Source organism: Paraburkholderia fungorum, from assembly GCF_046027605.1.
In the GTDB taxonomy this organism is placed as follows: Bacteria; Pseudomonadota; Gammaproteobacteria; order Burkholderiales; family Burkholderiaceae; genus Paraburkholderia; species Paraburkholderia fungorum_F.
In genome coordinates this window covers 286939-304277 of sequence record NZ_JAQQEF010000002.1, presented here as the reverse complement: position 1 = coordinate 304277, position 17339 = coordinate 286939, and the positions used below count along the sequence as shown (strand labels likewise).

Genomic DNA, 17339 nt, shown 5'->3' with positions numbered 1-17339 from the left:
GACGGCGCGATGCTGACGTTCAAGCAGATGGAAGCGCTCTACTGGATCGTTCAGCTCGGCTCGTTCGAAGCGGCGGCAAGCCGCCTCAATACCACGCAGTCAGCCGTGTCGAAGCGGATTCAGGAGCTCGAGCGCGCCTTCGAGCTGACCGTATTCGACCGCGCGCACCGCAGCGCCAGGCTGACCCAGAAAGGCGCCGAGTTCTTCGCCTACGCGAAGGAACTGCTCGAACGGCGCGACCAGATCGTCGAGCGGATCAGCTCGAAAGAGGCACTGGTGCGGCAAGTCCGTATCGGCGTGACCGAATTGACGGCGCTGACGTGGCTGCCTCGCCTGATTGGAGCGATCCAGGCGGCGTATCCGAAGGTGTTGGTCGAAGCCGAGGTCGATTTGAACGCGACGCTGCGCGACCGGCTCGCCGACGACACGATCGACATCATCGTCGTGCCGCAGATTCACAGCACCGAGTCCTTTGCGATGACGAAGGTCGGCGAAGTGGACAACGCGTGGATGTGTGCGCCGGCCCTGGCGCCGAAAAAGGCGGCCATCCCACTGGCCGAGATTGCGCAGTACCCGTTGATCCTGCAGGGCGGCCTGTCCGGAACCGGCTTTATCTACAGCCGCTTTCTACAGGAGCACGGGATCAGCATGCAAAGAATCCTCGCGAGCAACAGTCTGATCGCACAGATCGGACTGACGCTCTCAGCCCTTGGCGTCAGCTATTTGCCTAAGGCATGCCTGAACCATATGGTCGCCCGCGGTGCGCTCGGTCTGATTCAGACGCGCCCCGCGCTGCCGCCGGTCGCCTACGTTGCAATGCACCGGGCGGAGCGGCCGCACTCGCTCAATGCGGAAATCGCGCAACTCGCGGCCCAGTGCTGCGACTTCAGCTCGAACCTGCTCGACCCGGGCCGCATCTGAGAGACCGCGGCCCCGGCTTGCGAAGCATTCATTCGTCCGGCCGTGCCGCCATCAAGGCAACTTAATCGGCACAGGACGCGTGAGCAGATCGACATACAGACTAAAGAAGCGATTGTTGTCGAACTGCGTGACGTAGGTGATCTTCTTCGGTGACGCACCCGGCGCGGGCTGATCGGGATAGACCATCACGTGCCCCTGGTCCTCGCCACTGGTGGTGTCGATATCGAGGTAGGCGCTTTTCGTTTGCGTGGCGTAAGTCGGGTCCGTGAAATACGCGATGGTCAGCGTGTCGAACAGATCGGTATTGCTGGCGAACGCGCCGGCATTCGCGATGCCATACGCTCTCGTCACCGCGGTCTGCTTGCTGGGGTTGTTGACGATCTGGTCGTACACGCTCTGCGTAAGCGGAACTGTATTCGTGACGTCGAGCGGAATGACGGCCTGGGGAATCGTCGTTTGCAGAACCGTGCGCACGGCAAGCGGATCAAACCACCAGTTGAGTTCCCCCACGGCATTCGCATTGCCCGGCACGGCCATCGCGCCGCCCATATAGACGATCTGTTTGATCAGCGGCACGATCTCCGGCGCCTTCATGATGGCCGTGGCGAGATTGGTGGGCGGCCCCACCTCCAGAATCGTGACCTGATTCGGATAGCGCTTGATGGTCTGGATCATGAAATCCGCGGCGCCTTGCGTCTGCAGTTTCGTCGACACCGCAAAGCCGTCCGGCGGTGCAACGAGCTGCGACTGCTGGGTCGGTTCCGGCCGGCTCCATGCGCCGAAATAGCCTTGCGGATTGGCGGCCTGCTGCGCGCGAATGCTCGCTACGTCGTATTGCAACGGATAGTCGGCACCACCGTACACACCCACCACGTTTTGCACGCCCATGCGCTCCGCCGCCTTGAGCGCATCGGCCTCCTCCTGGAGCAGCCAGTCGTTGCCGGTCACCACGGTGAGTCCTAGCAGATTGACCTTGCCCTGCCCCATCAACTGCGTGGTCATGGCGAAGAGCTGGCCGTCGTCGCCCATCGTATTGAAGTCTGAATCGATGATGAGCTTCGGCGCGGTGACAAGCGGGTCGGTGGTCGATACGCCGCCTCCACAGGCACCGAGGAGCAGCGTCGTCATGAGGATGCCTACGTATTGTGATTTCATGTTCCGTCCGTTTCGTTTCGTCTAGTAGAGATCGCGATCAAACCAGCAGACACCATCGCGAGATGGCGCCGGTCATTCAACGTCGAACCACTCAGCGTTACAGATCGGACGGCCTCATGTCACAACAGGCGTCCGTTTCAAGCCGCGCTATCGACTTCCGCGCGCGTCGGGATCGACGGTTGCGCACCCGCGCGCGTGACCGAGATCGAGGCCGCCCGTTGCGCGAGACCGATGGCGCCTTCCAGTGGCTGGCGGCCCGCGAGTTGCGCGGCGAATACCCCGATGAAGGTGTCGCCGGCCGCGGTCGTGTCCACCGCTTTCACCTGCGGCGCCGGGAAATGCGTGCCTTCGCCACCTTCCGGCAACAGATAAGCCCCTTGCGCACCGAGTGTGACGATCACGTTGCGGGCACCGCCGCGTTGCAGTTCCAGCGCCGCCCTGCGCGCGCCGCTTTGCGATTCGACCGGCAGCCCGGCGAGTATCGCGGCTTCGACCTCGTTCGGCACCAGATAGTCGACCAGAGGCAGCCATTCGGCGGGCAGCGGGCCGGTGGCCGGCGCCGGGTTCAGCACGGTGATCTTGCCCAGGCGCCGCGCGAGCGCCAGGGTTGCGTGAACGGAGTTCCAGGGCGTTTCCAGTTGGCAGACCACGACGTCGCTGGCCTTGATCGCCGCCTCGTGACGGGCAACGCTCTCCGGAGTGAGTTCGCCGTTGCTGCCCGCCACCACCACGATCGTGTTCTGCCCGTCGTCCGACACGGTCACCATCGCGACGCCGGTGGGCTGCGCCGGGTCGACCTCGATGCCCGCGCAGTCAATCCCCTCGGCTTCCAGATCCTTGACCCGCTGCGCGCCGTTCGCATCCTTCCCCACGCGTCCGACCATCGCCACCCGCGCGCCGATGCGGGCGGCCGCCACCGCCTGGTTGCCGCCCTTGCCGCCGGCCACCTGCGAGAACTCATGGCCGCCAATCGTCTCACCCGGCCGCGGCAAATGCGGCGAGCGCGCAACCAGGTCGGTATTGATGCTGCCCACCACGAGCACGCGGCCCTGCTTTGCTTCTTTCGACACTTTTCACTCTCCTGCTGAGCGTCCACGCAGGGCCGCTCACGATCGCGTATGTTCGACTTATGCGGCGCGACGCCGGCTTCGATAAGTATCCAGCACGACGGCCACCACGATCACGGCCCCCGTGATGATCCGCTTGGTCGGCTCGGTCGCGCCGATCTGGGCGAGGCCCGCGGCCAGCACCGAGATGATCAATACGCCGAAGAACGTGCTGATCACCGAGCCGCGCCCGCCCATCAGGCTGGTTCCGCCGATCACAACGGCCGCGATCACCTGCAATTCGATGCCCGAGCCGGCATTCGGGTCCGCAGCCTCGAGCCGCGAAATCTGGAACAGGGATGCGAGGCCGGAGAGCAGGCCCATCATCGCGAATACGGCAACCTTGTAGGGCCGCGGATTGACGCCCGCGAGGCGCACCGCTTCCTCGTTCGTACCGATGCCGACCAGATAGCGCCCGAACACCGTGCGGGTCAGCACCAGTTGCGCCACGACCATCACGACAATCGCAATCAGGAACGCCGGCGAAATACCGAACGCAATCGGATTGGACAGGAAATCGAACGCATCGCCGATATAGGCCGTGCGGGAGTTGGTCAGCTGATATGCGAGGCCGCGCGCCGCCTCGAGCACGCCGAGCGACACGATAAACGACGGAATCCGCCAGGCCACGGTAATCGCACCGGTCACGCAGCCCGTCAAAGCCGCCCCGGCCATGCCGAGCAAGGCCGCGGGCAAGGCCGGCCAGTGCCACTGCAAGGCAGCGACGCTCGTAAGCGCCGCGCCGAGCGCCAGCACCGAGCCGACCGATAGATCGATGCCGGCGATGATGAGGACAAAGGTCATGCCGACCGACATCACCACCAGATCGGGAATCTGGTTCGCGATCGTGCTGAAGGTGTCGTAGCTCAGGAAGTGCGAGCTCAGCAGCGAGAACAGGATGATCATCCCGAGCAACGCGCCGAGCAGGCCGAGGTAATTCGAAAATCCAAGGCGCGTGCCGACCGGCTTCGCGTCCTTGGGCGGTTCGTTCTGCACCGTAGGCAGGCTGGTTGGTACGGTCATGCTTCAATACTCCACAGATTTTGAGTCGGGCGCCGCTGGGCCGGGTGCCGCTGGGCCGGGTACCATCACGTCGGGCGCTTTGGCGTCGGGTTCGATCGGCTCGTGCAGCAATTCATCGCGTTTCGCGTAGCCCGCGAACGCCGCTGCCAGCAGCGCGTCCTGGGTCCAGCTGCCGCGCTCGAACAGGCCCGTCATCCGGCCGGCCGACATCACGCCGATCCGGTCGCAAATCGACATCAACTCGCGCAGATCGCTCGACACCACCACCAAGGCGCGGCCTTCGCGCGCGAGCGCGCCCATCAACGCATAGATATCGAATTTGGCGCCGACGTCGATGCCGCGGGTGGGCTCGTCGAACAGCAACACCGTGCAATCGCGCGCGAGCCAGCGGCCGATCACGACCTTCTGCTGGTTGCCGCCCGACAGCTCGGACACCGGTTGCGACGGCCCCGCGCTGCGGATGCTCATCGCGTCGATCTGTTTGCGCGCCAGCGCCGCCTCGCGACGGCCGTCCACCACGCCGTGCTTCGACACCGCGCGCAGATGGCCGAGCGAGATATTGGCGGCAATCGGCTGCGTCAGCAGGAGGCCCTCGCCTTTGCGATCCTCGGTAATGAGCGCGATGCCGTTCTGCACGGCGTCCGTTGGCGACGAGACCTTCACGGCTTCGAGCGGGCCGCCGCCATGGGCGATCGACACCGTGCCGGCATCCGCGCGATCGGCACCGTAGATCAGCCGCATCAGTTCCGTGCGGCCGGCGCCGATCAGGCCGCTGATGCCGAAAATCTCGCCGGCCTTCACTTCGAAGGACACATCGTGCACGACTGGCTCGCGGGTCATCCCCGCCACCTTGAACGCCACCTTGCCGATGCGCCGTTCGCCCAGGTCGATCCGCTCGCCGATATCGCGGCCGACCATCAAGGTCACGAGCCGGTCGGCCGGAAGATGGGTCATCTCGTCGACATGCACGAGCCGACCGTCGCGCAGCACGGCGGCACGCCGCGCGATACGCTTCAATTCTTCGAGCCGGTGAGAGATGTACACCAGCGCGACACCGCGCGCCTTGAGCCGTTCGACCTGCTCGAACAGCAGGTCTACTTCGCGGGCGGTCAGCATGGCGGTGGGTTCGTCGAGAATCAGCACGCGGCAATCGCCGATCAGATTGCGCGCGATCTCGACCATCTGCTGATGTCCGATGCCCAGCGTGCCCACCAGCGTGTCGGGATGAATCGCGTCAAGCCCGACTTGCGCCATGGCGTGCCGGGCGTCTTCGCGCAGTTTGGCGCGATCGATCCAGCCGAACCTGCCGCGCTGCGGCAAACGGTTCAGGAACAGGTTCTCGGCCACGGAGAGCGTCGGCAGCAGATTCAGCTCCTGCATGACCATGCGCACGCCGAGCGCCTCGGCGTCCTTGCGGCTGGCCGGCGTGTAGGCCACGCCGCCCAGCGTCATCGAACCGGTGGTCGGCGTGACGAGACCGCCGACGATCTTGGACAAGGTGCTCTTGCCCGCGCCGTTCTCGCCGGTCAGCGCCAGTACCTCACCCGCGTAGAGATCCAGCGAGATATCGGCGAGCACGGGCCCGGCGTAAGTCTTGCCGATGCCGCGAACACTCAGCACAGGCGCGGCGTCGGTAAGGGATGGGTTGGGAGTAGACATCAGATTGACAAAGCCAGACAAAGATCAGGCAACGAGGCCCGCCATACGGCGCGGGCCATGCGTCGTGCCGGTCTTACTTGGTGACCAGATCGACAGGCGTTTCGACCACGCCCGACAATTCCGACTGCTTCTTGTGTTCGGAGAGCGCTTTCAAAGCCGTATCGATACCGAACACGGCCTGTCTGGCGGCGTACTGATTGGCGGTGGCGAGTACGCGGCCGTCAGCGAGCATCGGCTTGATCGCGTTGATGTCGTCGTAGCCCACCACCTGCACCTTGCCGGCCTTGCCCGCCGCGCGCACGGCCGATACCGCGCCGATCGCCATGTTGTCATTGCCGCACAGCAGCGCCTTGACGTCCGGGTTCGCATTGAGAATCTGGCTCGCCACGGCGTTGCCCTTGTCGATTTCCCACTCGCCCGATTGCAGCGAAACGACCTTCATGCCGCCCGTCGCCATGGCCTGCTTGAAGCCGGCCGAGCGTTGCTGCGCGTTGGTGGTGGTCGACACGCCTTCAATGATGGCGACGTTGTCGCCCGACTTCAGATGCTTGGCCAGGTAGTCACCCACCTTCAAGGCGCCCTTCGCGTTATCCGGGCCGACGAACGGGATGTTCAGGTCTTTCGACTTGAGCACGTCCGTATCCAGCTTGTTGTCGATATTGACCACGATGATGCCGGCGTCGACCGCCTTCTTGAGAACCGGCACCAGCGCCTTGGAATCGGCCGGGGCGATCACCAGCGCGTCGACCTTCGAAACGATCATCTGTTCGACGATGCGAATCTGGTTAGCCGTATCGGTTTCGTCCTTGATGCCGTTCGTGATCAGGTCGAACCTGGCGGGATTCTGCTTCTGATAGTCTTTCGCGCCGGTTTCCATGGTCAGGAAAAACTCGTTCGCCAACGATTTCATCACCAGCGCGACTTTCGGCTTGTGAGCAGCCTGAGCGAACGCTGCGCCCGGCAAGATCGACACTGCGAGGAAGGCTGCGCTGGCTACGATGGCGCGACGCCGCGCCGGTTGGAAATGACGAATCATTGATGTCTCCGTATCGCTCGTTCGGTCTACGTACTGATAGCCGTTGAGTCGTGTGATGGGCAGGTTCGCCACACTTGCCGCCCGCCGATGAAACCTCAGGGTCTCCTTGCCAGATGCCGGGACGAGTGTGGCCAGGTCCAATGCTATCCTCGCGACCCACGTTATGCTATGCCCAATTTCAAAATATGGCGTTTCAAAAATGGAACACGTGGACTGGGACGACTTACGGATTCTGGTGGCGATCGCGCGCGAGGGGACGATGCGAGGGGCCGCCGCCGCCTGCGATCTGAGCGCGCCAACCCTGTCGCGCCGTCTGACCGAACTGGAACGGCGGCTGGGCGAGCCGCTGATCGACCGGGTGCCGTCAGGCTGTACGGTGACGGCATTCGGCGCGCGCGTGCTGGCGTGGGCCGAACAGATGGAGGATCTCGCGCACCAGATCGAGCGCGCCGCGGACGTGACCGGCGGCGCGGGAGCGCACGGCACGGTGCGGATCAATGCCGTCGAATGGCCGTCTTACATTTTGCTTAAGCTGCTCGGCTCGTTCCAGGACCGGCTGCCCGGGCTCGCCATCGAAGTGCTGACCTCGCGGCGACCCTATAGCCTGGCGCGCCGTGAAGCGGACATCGCGCTGTGGTCTGAATGCCCGGACGAGGGCGATCTGTACGTGCGGCGAATCGGCAGGATCCGCTTCGGGCTGTTCGGTTCGCGCGACTACTATCTGCGCCACAAGGCCGCGATCACGCGCAAGGAATGGGACAAGCTGTCGTTCGTCGGCTATGACGACCGGCAACCGGATCATCCGGCCACGCAATGGCTGAAAACCCTGGCCGGCGCGCCCGCGCCTTCGCTTCGAAGCAGCTACGGCATGGGCGTATTCGACGGCGTGCTGGGCGGCTCCGGCCTCGGCGTGCTCGCCCAGCTCGCGGGCGACACGACGAGCGATCTCGTCTGCGTCGAGAAGCACATCAAGGCGCTCGACCAGGACGTGTGGATGGTGCTGCACCCCGCCTTGCGCGATAGCGAGCGGATCCGGACGGTGGCCAATCTCATCGCCGAGATCTTTCGCTAGGAGGCGTCGTGAACGCCACCGTACAGACGCCCTTCACGATACGTGCCAGAGTGGCCGCTGAGTCGGTATGCACCCGCGTTCACGCGGCGCGCCACGCCGAATATCGCGCGGCGCGAACTATACTACAAGGGTAGTCTGGCCGCTGTGCGGCATCGGCGAACGCGCGATCATCGAACCCTCCATTCCGTCGATTTCACACCCAGCCCGCCTGGAGGGCCGGCAAATTCTCAGATCAATTCTGCGCAGACGAAGTCGTTGTTCAGCAGGACATCGGGAGGTGGTTTATGTTGACCACACATCAACCGAAAGATAATCATCTGCTTTCCGTGCTGCCGAAGGCAGAATGGGAGCGCATCGCGCCACACCTCCTCGCGCTCGACATGCCGCTCGGCGAAGTCGTGTACGAATCGGGCGACCGGCTCGACTATGTCTATTTCCCCACCACCGCAATCGTCTCGCTGCTCTACGTGATGGAAGACGGCGCCTCCGCCGAGATCGCGATTGTCGGCAACGAAGGGCTGATCGGCATCGCGCTCTTCATGGGCGGCGAAACGACGCCCAGCCGTGCGGTCGTGCAAAGCGCCGGACAGGCGTACCGGCTCGACGCGCGGGTTCTGAAACAGGAATTTCATCGTGCGGGGCCCGTGCAGCGACTACTCTTGCGATACACGCAGGCACTCATCACGCAGATGGCGCAGACGGCGGTGTGCAACCGGCATCATTCGATCGACCAGCAACTGTGCCGCTGGCTGCTGCTGAGCGTCGACCGTTTGCCGTCCAATGAACTGCGCATGACCCAGGAGTTGATTGCCAACATGCTCGGCGTGCGTCGTTCGGGCGTCACCGAAGCGGCCATGAAGCTGCAGGATGCAGGGCTGATCCGCTACAGCTATGGCCACATCGAAGTGATCGACCGCCCGGGTCTCGAAGCACGGGTGTGCGAATGTTACGGGGTGGTGCGACGGGAATTCGACCGCCTGCTGCCCGATCTGAAAGCCGTCTAGACGCCGCGCACAGCGTATGTACTTAACCGCTTGTCTTGCACTGCGATTGAACTCACCGAGGTCCACATGTACACACGCATTCTGGTAGCGATCGACGGCAGCGACACGTCCGAGCACGCGTTCGACGCCGCTCTACAGCTCGCGCACGAGACCGGCGCGCAACTGCAACCGCTCTATGTCGTCGACAATCCGCTGATGGCGTATGACGCCTCCGGCTACGATCCGACGATCCTGCGTGACGCGCTCGTGAAAGAAGGTCAGCAATTGCTGGCGGACGCGCTGGCCCGCATGAAACACGAAAACGTGGCCGGCACGCCGCGGATGGTGGACGTCGCGCCGGTCGGCGAGGACATTTCGGAGCGCATCCGCATCACGGCGAACGAGTTCAACGCGGACCTGCTGGTGCTCGGCACGCATGGCCGGCGTGGCTTCAAACGTCTGTTTCTTGGCAGCGTGGCCGAGCGCGTGGTGCGCAGCGCGTGCTGTCCGGTGTTGCTGGTGCCGAGCCGGCAGGCGCAGACCACGCAGGTGGAGTCCGCCAAACCGGGCCACGCCGATGTCGCCGCGGCAATGTACGAGATGCCGCCGCGTGAGCGCGGCACCCATCCGGTCAAGACGAGCGACTAGGCCGCGCTGATCATCTTCAGAGCGCCACGGCGTGCCGGCTCAGTATGCGTGGATCGCCGACCGGCAGAACCACGCGGCCGTGCACCTCGTTGATCACGTCGGCTGCGGAGAGGTAGAACGCGAGCGCCGCCGTGACGAGTCCCATGTAACCGCCCGCCATTCGCACGAGCGCCGAGCCCGTCCACTCTCCTCCTGCCAGCAGGCCGAAGGTGATCCACAGCGCGAGAAAGATGAACTGCAGCGCGCGCGGCGAGCGAAACGTGGCCAGCCACATATAGAACGTGAAAACGCCCCAGAGAAACAGATACCAGCCGACGAACGCGGGCGGCACCTTGTCATGCAGAAAGAGCACGAAGAGCGCGAACGACCACCAGAATGCGCCATAGCTCAGAAAGGCCGTCGCGCCGAAGGTATTACCGCGCGGCAACTCCATCATGCCGGCAATGGCCTGCGCGGTGCCGCCGTAAGCGAGCGCGCAGGCCAGCACCAGGCCCATCGATTCGCCCGGGAACCAGCCGGCGTTGATCATGCTCAGCAGCCACGTCGTCAATGCAAAACCGGCGAGACCCAGTGGCGCGGGGTTCGCAAATGTGGTTCGGATCGGTGCGGTGGCCATGGCCTGCTCCTGAAGGTTGAAATGTTCCGGCGTTCCGGCGTTCCGGCGTTCCGACGTTCCGGCGCTCCGTCGCTCCGGCGAGCTCGCGGCCTTCGCGAGTCATCACCCGAGCTGATCGAGAATCGCCGGGTTTTCCAGCGTGGAGATGTCTTGCGTGATCTCTTCGCCGGCGGCCAGCGAGCGCAACAAGCGGCGCATGATCTTGCCTGAGCGGGTTTTCGGCAGGTTCTCGCCGAAGCGGATTTCCTTGGGCTTCGCGATCGGCCCGATCTCCTTGCCGACCCAGTTGCGCAATTCCGTCGCGATTCTGATCGCCTGGTCGCCGGTTGGCCGCTCGCCTTTCAACACGACGAACGCGACGACGACTTCGCCGGTCGTCTCGTCGGCGCGGCCGACCACCGCGGCTTCCGCCACCAGCGGGTTGGCCACGAGCGCCGACTCGATCTCCATCGTCCCGAGCCGATGGCCCGATACGTTGAGCACGTCGTCGATACGCCCGGTGATCGTGAAGTAGCCGGTGTCCGCGTCACGCACTGCGCCGTCGCCGGCGAGGTACAGCTTGCCGCCGAGTTCCTCCGGGAAATAGCTCTTCGCATAGCGCTGCGGATCGCCCCAGACGCCGCGCAGCATCGACGGCCACGGCCGTTTGACGACGAGAATGCCGCCCTGCCCGTTCGGCACGTCCTGTCCGGTTTCGTCGACCACCGCGGCCATGATGCCCGGCAGCGGCAGCGTGCACGAACCCGGCACCAGCGGCGTCGCACCCGGCATCGGCGCGATCATGTGACCGCCCGTTTCGGTTTGCCACCAGGTGTCGATGACAGGACAGTGGCTGCGGCCGACGTGTTCGTAGAACCACGTCCACGCGGCCGGATTGATCGGTTCGCCGACCGTTCCGAGCAGACGCAAGGTCGACAGGTCGTAACGGTCCGGATGAACCGCGGGATCGGACTCGGCCAGCTTGATCAGCGAACGGATCGCGGTCGGCGCGGTGTAGAACACCGTCACCCGATGTCTCGCGATCATTTCCCAGAAGCGGCCGGCGTTCGGATAGGTCGGCACGCCCTCGAACACGACCTGGGTCGCGCCGATCGCGGTCGGTCCATACGCAATATAGCTGTGACCAGTAATCCAGCCGATGTCGGCGGTACACCAGAAGACGTCGCTGCGCTTCGCGTCGAAGGTCCACTTCATGGTCTGCGCGGCCCACATCAGGAAACCGCCCGTGCTGTGCTGCACGCCTTTCGGCACGCCCGTCGAGCCGGATGTATAGAGAATGAAGAGCGGATGTTCCGCACTCACCCATTCGGGTTCGCAGGTGTTTGCTTCGGCTTGCGTCAACTCGTGCATCCACAGGTCGCGGCCTTCGTGCCACGCAATCTTGCCGCCCGTGCGCTGATAGACGATGACGCTCTTCACTGCTTCGCAGCCGCCCATCGCGAGGGCTTCGTCCGCGATGTTCTTCAGCGGCAGCGCTTTACCGCCGCGCATCTGTTCGTCGCAGGTGACCAACGCGATCGCACCCACGTTGACGATCCGCTCGTTGAGCGACTTCGATGAAAAGCCGCCGAATACGACCGAATGCGTCGCGCCGATGCGCGCGCACGCCTGCATGGCCACGATGCCCTCAATCGACATCGGCATATAGATCACTACGCGGTCGCCTTTCTTCACGCCGCGAGTGCGCAACGCATTCGCAAAGCGGCTCACCCGTTCGAGCAACTGCCGGAAGGTGACGTGCGTGACGGTGCCGTCATCGGCTTCGAAAATCACGGCCACGTGCTCGCCGTTGCCGGCTTCGACATGGCGGTCGAGGCAGTTGTACGACGCGTTGAGGGTGCCGTCGTTGAACCATTCATAGAACGGCGCGCGCGATTCGTCGAGCACCTTGGAGAACGGCGTCTTCCAGTCGAGCATCTCGCGGGCGCGCCGTGCCCAGAATCCCGCGTAATCGTCTTCGGCCTCGGCGACCAGCGCGCGATAGGCGTCCATGCCGGAGATCGCGGCGTAAGCCGCCACACTGGGATGGGGAGGGAAGGCCTGCGGCTCCTCCAGAATCGAATCACTGGTTGACATGGTGTGTCCCTTGCACGCTTTCGCGCGTGCTCGATGAGTGCGGTGCGGCGAGTCACGAGGCCCTTGCCGCGCCGGGTGTCGAATGTCGAGCGGGCGCAGCAAGGCGACCCGCATGATCGGGGCGATTCCCGGGTTTGGCCGCTTCGGACGGAATGGGGCTGGCGCACAAATCGGTCAGGGAAGCCTTGTCACGCGAGCTGCTTCGATCGCGGCGACGGGGAAAAACGAAAGGCTTGTAATGACGGTGCTCGCGTGGGGGGAGGAAGTCGGTACGGTGGCGTACAGGGCTGGCCGGCGCAAACGGGGCCGAGAGAAAGCGTCCTGCGGCGAAGCGGGAAAACTCACCCTGCGATTGCGCGGCAATCCGGTCCCGCCGGTTGTCAGCCGTTTGTATGCCAATGTGCTCAGGGAAATGTGAGGTTGTCGCCCTTCCCCAGCGCTGTAAAAAAAATGGGAATAAGCGGCACCTCGATGTGTTTGCCCCTGCATAGACGACAACAAAAAAGAGGCTCCACGAGCGAAAGCAGCAGCGCCTCCGAGCAATGCCAGCAGCACGCGGACCACATGGATGTATAAGTAACGACGTAGTTTCCCAATCACATAGTTAGCTAGATTCAATCACCCTCAATTAGGCGTCCAAAATGAAACTCAAACTTGCAATGACTCTCTCGATGATTCTTCTTGCATCGGCTGGCGCAGTCACCCAGGCCTCGGCACAGGAAAAAACCCGCGCGGAAGTGCGCCAGGAACTGGTTCAGGCTGAAGCTAACGGTTCACGCTTCGTGACTGATACGTCGTACCCCGAGATCAACCCGATCTTCTCGCAACAGGTTGCGCGTCTGAAGATGAACACAAGTGGCGAGGGTCCGGCAATGTCCGGTTCGACGGGGGCGGGCCACCGCGCTTCCTCCTCTAACACACCCGTCGAAGCATCCACCGCGGCGATGACAGCATGTGTCGGCCCGGCAGGATTCTGCACACCGTACTTCGGCAGCTAAAGAAGCACTTTTTTCGACAATCGCTTTCCCCCAATTCGTCCATTCGCAGAAGGAGTATCAATCATGAAAAACGCTCTTGTTTGTTTCGCTCTCGCTGTCGGCACGTTGGCCGCTCCCGCCCTGAGCTTCGCGCAATCGAATGCGCCGGTGACACGCGCAGAAGTCCACGCCGATCTGGTGCGCGTCGAACAGGCGGGTTATAGCCCGTCGAGCGGCGACGACGCCAACTATCCGGCCGACATTCAAACCGCTGAAGCGAAGATCGTCGCGCACAGCGATCAGCAGATGGCGCAGCAATCCTATGGTGGCGTTGCACAGACTGGCAGCGCTTCGTCAGGCACGTCCACGCACATGTCGACGCCCTCTTCCTGTGTGGGTCCAGTCAGCTTCTGCAATATCTTCTTCGGCAGCTGACCGGTGCGTAATGCAGTTCCCTGCCGTCTTCAATATGCACAGTAGTCCTGCTATTTTTATCTAACCCAACAGAAATATTGCAACGTTCTTAACTACAAACGGAGTGTGTCATGAAAGTCTTGCCTCTCGTCGCCGCGGCTTTGTCATTATCGGCTTGTCTTTTCGCGTCCACCGGAGCAATGGCCCAAGATGCCCAGCCGCACACTGTCCCGGTCCACAACATCGTTCTCGTGCACGGCGCATGGGTGGACGGATCGGGCTGGCAGCCGGTCTACAACAGGCTGACGAAAGATGGCTACCACGTCACCATCGTGCAGGAACCGCTGACCTCGCTTGAAGACGACGTCGCCGCAACCAGGCGCGTCCTCGACCAGCAGAATGGCCCGACGATCCTCGTGGCCCATAGTTATGGCGGCTCCGTCATCACGGAAGCCGGCGTGCATCCGAACGTGGTCGGCCTCGTGTACGTGGCTGCGCACGCGCCGGCCGTCGGCGAAGATGAAAGTACGCTTGGCAAAGGCATGCCGAGTTACACCTCGAAACAGGCGGGCGCAATCATGAAGACCGCCGACGGCTACACGTACCTGAACCCCGCGGATTTCCCGACGGATTTCGCCGCTGATCTGCCGCTCAAACAGGCCCAGTTCGAATCGCATGCGCAAATCCTGACCGCGGCAAAAGTCTTCTCGACGCCGCTGACGGAGGCCGCATGGACCACTAAGCCGAGCTGGGGCATCGTCGCTGCCGACGACAAAATCATCAACCCCGACCTCGAACGCTGGTATTACGCGCGCGCGCATAGTCACACGACGGTACTCGCCGGCGCGAGTCACTCGGTCTATGAATCGCGTCCGAAAGAAGTCGCCGCGGTGATTGAAGACGCGGCCAGGCACGCTCAATTGTGAGCGGGCCGATGAGCAGTACGCTCGCGGAGCAACTCAGTTGTGAATTCGATGACGGTCCGCCTCGCGCCGTCATCGGAATCATCGGAATCTAGACTCGATCACGGCACGCCCCCCTTGCCAACCGATTCCGGTGGCCCAAATCCGGGCTTCCACTTACACGTCAAACGCCCCGCCCCCCCCAAATCACCCGCAGTGCCATCTATCCAGTTGTCATTTTCGTTTTGCGATGTAATGATATAACATTCTTCGCGACAAACGATGACGAGGATCCCGCCAGATCGGGAGCCGGTAAGCGCACGCCCGTCATCCGAGTCGCGCGAAAAAAACGTCAACAAGACGGAAACGCATTCACCCCGTGGTCAACCCTGAATAAATAACGATGAAAAACCGCACGCGCGTCTCCCATGCAGCCCTGCTCCTGTTCGCTATCTCCGCCCACGCCCATGCCACTCCCAACGAAAGCTCGGTGACGGGCGCCGTCACCGACACAGCGGGCAAACCCGTCCGAAACGCCACCGTGAGCGTTCAGAACGCAAGCGGCGCCGCGGTCAATGAGGCCAGGACGGACGCAGATGGCCACTTCGCGATCGCTCACGTGACACCGGGCACCTATGCGATCGTCGTTACCGCACCCGGCTTCGCGAGCGGCAACAGCATGACGACCACGACGGCGGGCGCAGAAAGCGCGGTAAGCGTCAAACTCGCTCAAAGCGACACACTCGACGTTCAGGTGAATGCCAAACGGCTCGACCGAGCCCGCAACGGACTGTTGCCGGAGACCGGCAGCAGCGTGTACCGCTTCAGCCAGGCCGACATCGATACGCTGCCCGCGGGGCAAGACACGCCGCTAAACCAGGTGCTGCTCCAGGCGCCCGGCGTGGCAAGCGACTCATACGGCCAGTTGCACGTGCGCGGAGATCACGCGAATCTGCAGTACCGCATCAACGGCATCATCATTCCGGAGCCGATCAGCGGTTTCGGCCAGGCACTCGACACTCGCATCATCGACCAGGTGAACCTGCTGACCGGCGCGTTGCCGGCGCAGTACGGCTACCGCACAGCGGGCGTGGTGGACATCCGCACGAAAACGGGCGATGCGGGCAACGGTGGCTCCATCGACGTGTTCGGCGGCAGCCATCAGACCATCAAGACCAGCGCGGATGTATTCGGCAATCAGGGGCCGTTCAGTTACTACTTCAGCGGCTCGCTCGGCATGAACAACCTCGGGATCGAGAATCCCACCGCGAGTGCCAACGCGATTCATGACCACACGCGCCAGGGCGACGCGTTCGGCTACATGTCTTACATCATCAACCCGCTCACGCGCGTGAGCGTGATGTTCGGCACGACCAGCAACCAGTTCGAGCTTCCCAACACGCCGGGCTTGCCGACCAACTTCACGCTTAACGGCAGCAGCACATTTGACTCGAGCCAGTTGAACGAAACGCAATCGGAGTTGAACAACTTCGCCGTGGTCGCGCTCCAGGGCACCAACGGCGGCGCGCTGGACTATCAGGTGGCGCTGTTTACCCGCTACACGCGTACGCAATTCAATCCGGACCCGGTTGGCGATCTGCTCTTTAACGGTGTGGCGTCGCAGGACTTTCACAGCAACTCGGCCAATGGCGCACAAGCGGATACGACCTGGCGGCTGAACGACAAGCATACGATTCGAGCCGGCCTCTTTTTCCAGCAGGAACACGCGGTGTTCAACGACAACGTCAGCGTATTCGCGGCGGACGCCGATGGCAACCAGTTGTCCGACCAGCCCTTCAATATTCAGGACTCCAGCAGCAAGACCGGTTATCTGTACAGCGCCTATGTGCAGGACGAGTGGAAGATCACGGACAAGCTCACGCTGAACTACGGCCTGCGCTACGACAAGATGGACGAATACGTCAGTGCGAGCCAACTCAGCCCTCGCATCGGCCTCGTCTATGCGCTGACGCCCGCCACAACGCTCCATGCGGGCTACTCGCGCTATTTCACGCCACCCGCGTTCGAGTTGGTGTCCGGTTCGACCATCAGCCGCTTCAATGGCACGACCAACCAAAGTCCGTCGAACCAGAACGACCCGGTGCAGCCGGAACGCAGCCACTATTTCGATCTCGGTGTGACCCAGCGGCTCGGATCGAACGTGACGGTCGGACTCGACGCTTACTACAAGAAGTCCACGAATCTGCTCGATGAAGGCCAGTTCGGCTCCGCGCTCATCTACACGCCGTTCAACTACCAGGAGGGGCGCGTGTATGGGGTCGAGTTCACGGCCAACTACAAGCAGGACAACGTGTCCGCGTACCTGAATCTCGCGTGGAGCCGCGCGCAGGGAACCCAGATCGATTCGGCGCAGTTCAATTTCGACCCGGCGGAACTCGCCTATATCAACAGTCACTGGGTCTACCTGGATCACGATCAGCGCATTACCGCGTCATTCGGGGGCGCCTACGCGCTCGGCAGAACGACCTTCACTTTCGATGGCATGGTGGGCAGCGGTTTGCGTAGCGGCTTTGCGAACACGGATCGGCTGCCGCTCTATGCGCAAGTCAATCTCGGTGTGATACAGCATTTCAACCAGCCGCTCATCGGAAAATTCGATGCACGCCTGCTGCTGGTCAATGCGTTCAATCGCGTCTATGAGTTGCGTGACGGATCGGGTATCGGCGTCGGCGCACCGCAATACGGCCCACATTTCGCCGTCTACGCGGGTATCACCAAGAATTTCTGATT

The 17339-nt window shown here is 62.9% G+C and carries 16 protein-coding genes; 9 read left to right on the top strand and 7 right to left on the bottom strand.

The genetic code is table 11. The features are described 5' to 3' along the window. Positions 1 to 9 precede the first annotated feature (9 nt). Positions 10 to 921 carry a LysR family transcriptional regulator gene (locus PQR53_RS04715; RefSeq protein WP_408451416.1) on the top strand — a complete coding sequence of 304 codons (912 nt, stop codon included), beginning with the start codon at positions 10 to 12 and terminating at the stop codon, positions 919 to 921. A gap of 51 nt (positions 922 to 972) precedes the next feature. Here PQR53_RS04715 and PQR53_RS04710 read toward each other — a convergent pair whose 3' ends face one another. The 5 genes from PQR53_RS04710 to PQR53_RS04690 form a co-directional block, all read right to left on the bottom strand. Further along, the gene (locus PQR53_RS04710; RefSeq protein ID WP_408451415.1) at positions 973 to 2049 is read right to left on the bottom strand and encodes a nucleoside hydrolase; all 1077 of its coding nucleotides are present in this window, start codon (positions 2047 to 2049) and stop codon (positions 973 to 975) included. 164 nt (positions 2050 to 2213) lie between these two features. Beyond that, positions 2214 to 3146, bottom strand: coding sequence for a ribokinase (rbsK, locus tag PQR53_RS04705; protein ID WP_323044946.1), 933 nt, complete (start codon positions 3144 to 3146; stop codon positions 2214 to 2216). 57 nt (positions 3147 to 3203) lie between these two features. Beyond that, positions 3204 to 4205 (bottom strand): ABC transporter permease, encoded by a 1002-nt coding sequence (locus tag PQR53_RS04700; protein ID WP_179740876.1) that lies wholly within the window; start codon positions 4203 to 4205, stop codon positions 3204 to 3206. A gap of 3 nt (positions 4206 to 4208) precedes the next feature. Beyond that, complete coding sequence (locus PQR53_RS04695) at positions 4209 to 5864, bottom strand: sugar ABC transporter ATP-binding protein (RefSeq protein ID WP_408451414.1); 1656 nt, start codon at positions 5862 to 5864, stop codon at positions 4209 to 4211. Between the two features lie 73 nt (positions 5865 to 5937). Continuing rightward, complete coding sequence (locus PQR53_RS04690; RefSeq protein ID WP_408451413.1) at positions 5938 to 6900, bottom strand: sugar ABC transporter substrate-binding protein; 963 nt, start codon at positions 6898 to 6900, stop codon at positions 5938 to 5940. A 199-nt stretch (positions 6901 to 7099) separates the two neighbouring features. On the opposite strand from PQR53_RS04690, the gene PQR53_RS04685 reads away from it, so the two are divergent. From PQR53_RS04685 to PQR53_RS04675, 3 genes are all read left to right on the top strand, one after another. After that, positions 7100 to 7972: a LysR family transcriptional regulator gene (locus PQR53_RS04685; protein WP_408451412.1), complete on the top strand. Its 873-nt coding sequence runs from the start codon at positions 7100 to 7102 to the stop codon at positions 7970 to 7972. Positions 7973 to 8256: 284 nt separating this feature from the next. Further along, positions 8257 to 8976 (top strand): Crp/Fnr family transcriptional regulator, encoded by a 720-nt coding sequence (locus PQR53_RS04680; protein WP_408451411.1) that lies wholly within the window; start codon positions 8257 to 8259, stop codon positions 8974 to 8976. Between the two features lie 66 nt (positions 8977 to 9042). Continuing rightward, positions 9043 to 9603, top strand: coding sequence for a universal stress protein (locus PQR53_RS04675; RefSeq protein WP_408451410.1), 561 nt, complete (start codon positions 9043 to 9045; stop codon positions 9601 to 9603). 16 nt (positions 9604 to 9619) lie between these two features. On the opposite strand, the gene PQR53_RS04670 is transcribed toward PQR53_RS04675, so the two are convergent. Both PQR53_RS04670 and acs read right to left on the bottom strand, forming a co-directional pair. Continuing rightward, entirely contained in the window at positions 9620 to 10219 is a 600-nt protein-coding gene (locus tag PQR53_RS04670) for an acetate uptake transporter (RefSeq protein WP_408451409.1), read from the bottom strand. Between the two features lie 102 nt (positions 10220 to 10321). Further along, positions 10322 to 12295, bottom strand: a complete 1974-nt coding sequence (gene acs, locus PQR53_RS04665; RefSeq protein ID WP_408451408.1) for an acetate--CoA ligase — start codon at positions 12293 to 12295, stop codon at positions 10322 to 10324. Between the two features lie 112 nt (positions 12296 to 12407). Here acs and PQR53_RS04660 point away from each other — a divergent pair, with 112 nt between their 5' ends. The 5 genes from PQR53_RS04660 to PQR53_RS04640 all read left to right on the top strand — a co-directional run bounded on the left by PQR53_RS04660 (position 12408) and on the right by PQR53_RS04640 (position 17337). Beyond that, on the top strand, positions 12408 to 12713 hold the full coding sequence (locus tag PQR53_RS04660) for a hypothetical protein (protein WP_408451407.1): 306 nt from the start codon (positions 12408 to 12410) through the stop codon (positions 12711 to 12713). A 223-nt stretch (positions 12714 to 12936) separates the two neighbouring features. Then, positions 12937 to 13293: a DUF4148 domain-containing protein gene (locus PQR53_RS04655; protein ID WP_408451406.1), complete on the top strand. Its 357-nt coding sequence runs from the start codon at positions 12937 to 12939 to the stop codon at positions 13291 to 13293. Positions 13294 to 13356: 63 nt separating this feature from the next. Further along, the gene (locus PQR53_RS04650) at positions 13357 to 13707 is read left to right on the top strand and encodes a DUF4148 domain-containing protein (protein WP_408451405.1); all 351 of its coding nucleotides are present in this window, start codon (positions 13357 to 13359) and stop codon (positions 13705 to 13707) included. 110 nt (positions 13708 to 13817) lie between these two features. Beyond that, on the top strand, positions 13818 to 14612 hold the full coding sequence (locus tag PQR53_RS04645; protein ID WP_408451404.1) for an alpha/beta hydrolase: 795 nt from the start codon (positions 13818 to 13820) through the stop codon (positions 14610 to 14612). Positions 14613 to 14991: 379 nt separating this feature from the next. Continuing rightward, positions 14992 to 17337: a TonB-dependent receptor gene (locus tag PQR53_RS04640; RefSeq protein WP_408451403.1), complete on the top strand. Its 2346-nt coding sequence runs from the start codon at positions 14992 to 14994 to the stop codon at positions 17335 to 17337. Positions 17338 to 17339: the final 2 nt, after the last annotated feature.

Coding starts and splice junctions, on each gene's coding strand:
- PQR53_RS04655 (WP_408451406.1), top strand. CDS start 12,937: ATGAAACTCAAACTTGCAATGACTCTCTCGATGATTCTTCTTGCATCG.
- PQR53_RS04650 (WP_408451405.1), top strand. CDS start 13,357: ATGAAAAACGCTCTTGTTTGTTTCGCTCTCGCTGTCGGCACGTTGGCC.
- PQR53_RS04715 (WP_408451416.1), top strand. CDS start 10: ATGCTGACGTTCAAGCAGATGGAAGCGCTCTACTGGATCGTTCAGCTC.
- PQR53_RS04640 (WP_408451403.1), top strand. CDS start 14,992: ATGAAAAACCGCACGCGCGTCTCCCATGCAGCCCTGCTCCTGTTCGCT.
- PQR53_RS04690 (WP_408451413.1), bottom strand. CDS start 6,900: ATGATTCGTCATTTCCAACCGGCGCGGCGTCGCGCCATCGTAGCCAGC.
- PQR53_RS04700 (WP_179740876.1), bottom strand. CDS start 4,205: ATGACCGTACCAACCAGCCTGCCTACGGTGCAGAACGAACCGCCCAAG.
- acs (WP_408451408.1), bottom strand. CDS start 12,295: ATGTCAACCAGTGATTCGATTCTGGAGGAGCCGCAGGCCTTCCCTCCC.
- PQR53_RS04710 (WP_408451415.1), bottom strand. CDS start 2,049: ATGACGACGCTGCTCCTCGGTGCCTGTGGAGGCGGCGTATCGACCACC.
- PQR53_RS04680 (WP_408451411.1), top strand. CDS start 8,257: ATGTTGACCACACATCAACCGAAAGATAATCATCTGCTTTCCGTGCTG.
- PQR53_RS04645 (WP_408451404.1), top strand. CDS start 13,818: ATGAAAGTCTTGCCTCTCGTCGCCGCGGCTTTGTCATTATCGGCTTGT.
- PQR53_RS04675 (WP_408451410.1), top strand. CDS start 9,043: ATGTACACACGCATTCTGGTAGCGATCGACGGCAGCGACACGTCCGAG.
- PQR53_RS04670 (WP_408451409.1), bottom strand. CDS start 10,219: ATGGCCACCGCACCGATCCGAACCACATTTGCGAACCCCGCGCCACTG.
- PQR53_RS04695 (WP_408451414.1), bottom strand. CDS start 5,864: ATGTCTACTCCCAACCCATCCCTTACCGACGCCGCGCCTGTGCTGAGT.
- PQR53_RS04685 (WP_408451412.1), top strand. CDS start 7,100: ATGGAACACGTGGACTGGGACGACTTACGGATTCTGGTGGCGATCGCG.
- PQR53_RS04660 (WP_408451407.1), top strand. CDS start 12,408: ATGATCGGGGCGATTCCCGGGTTTGGCCGCTTCGGACGGAATGGGGCT.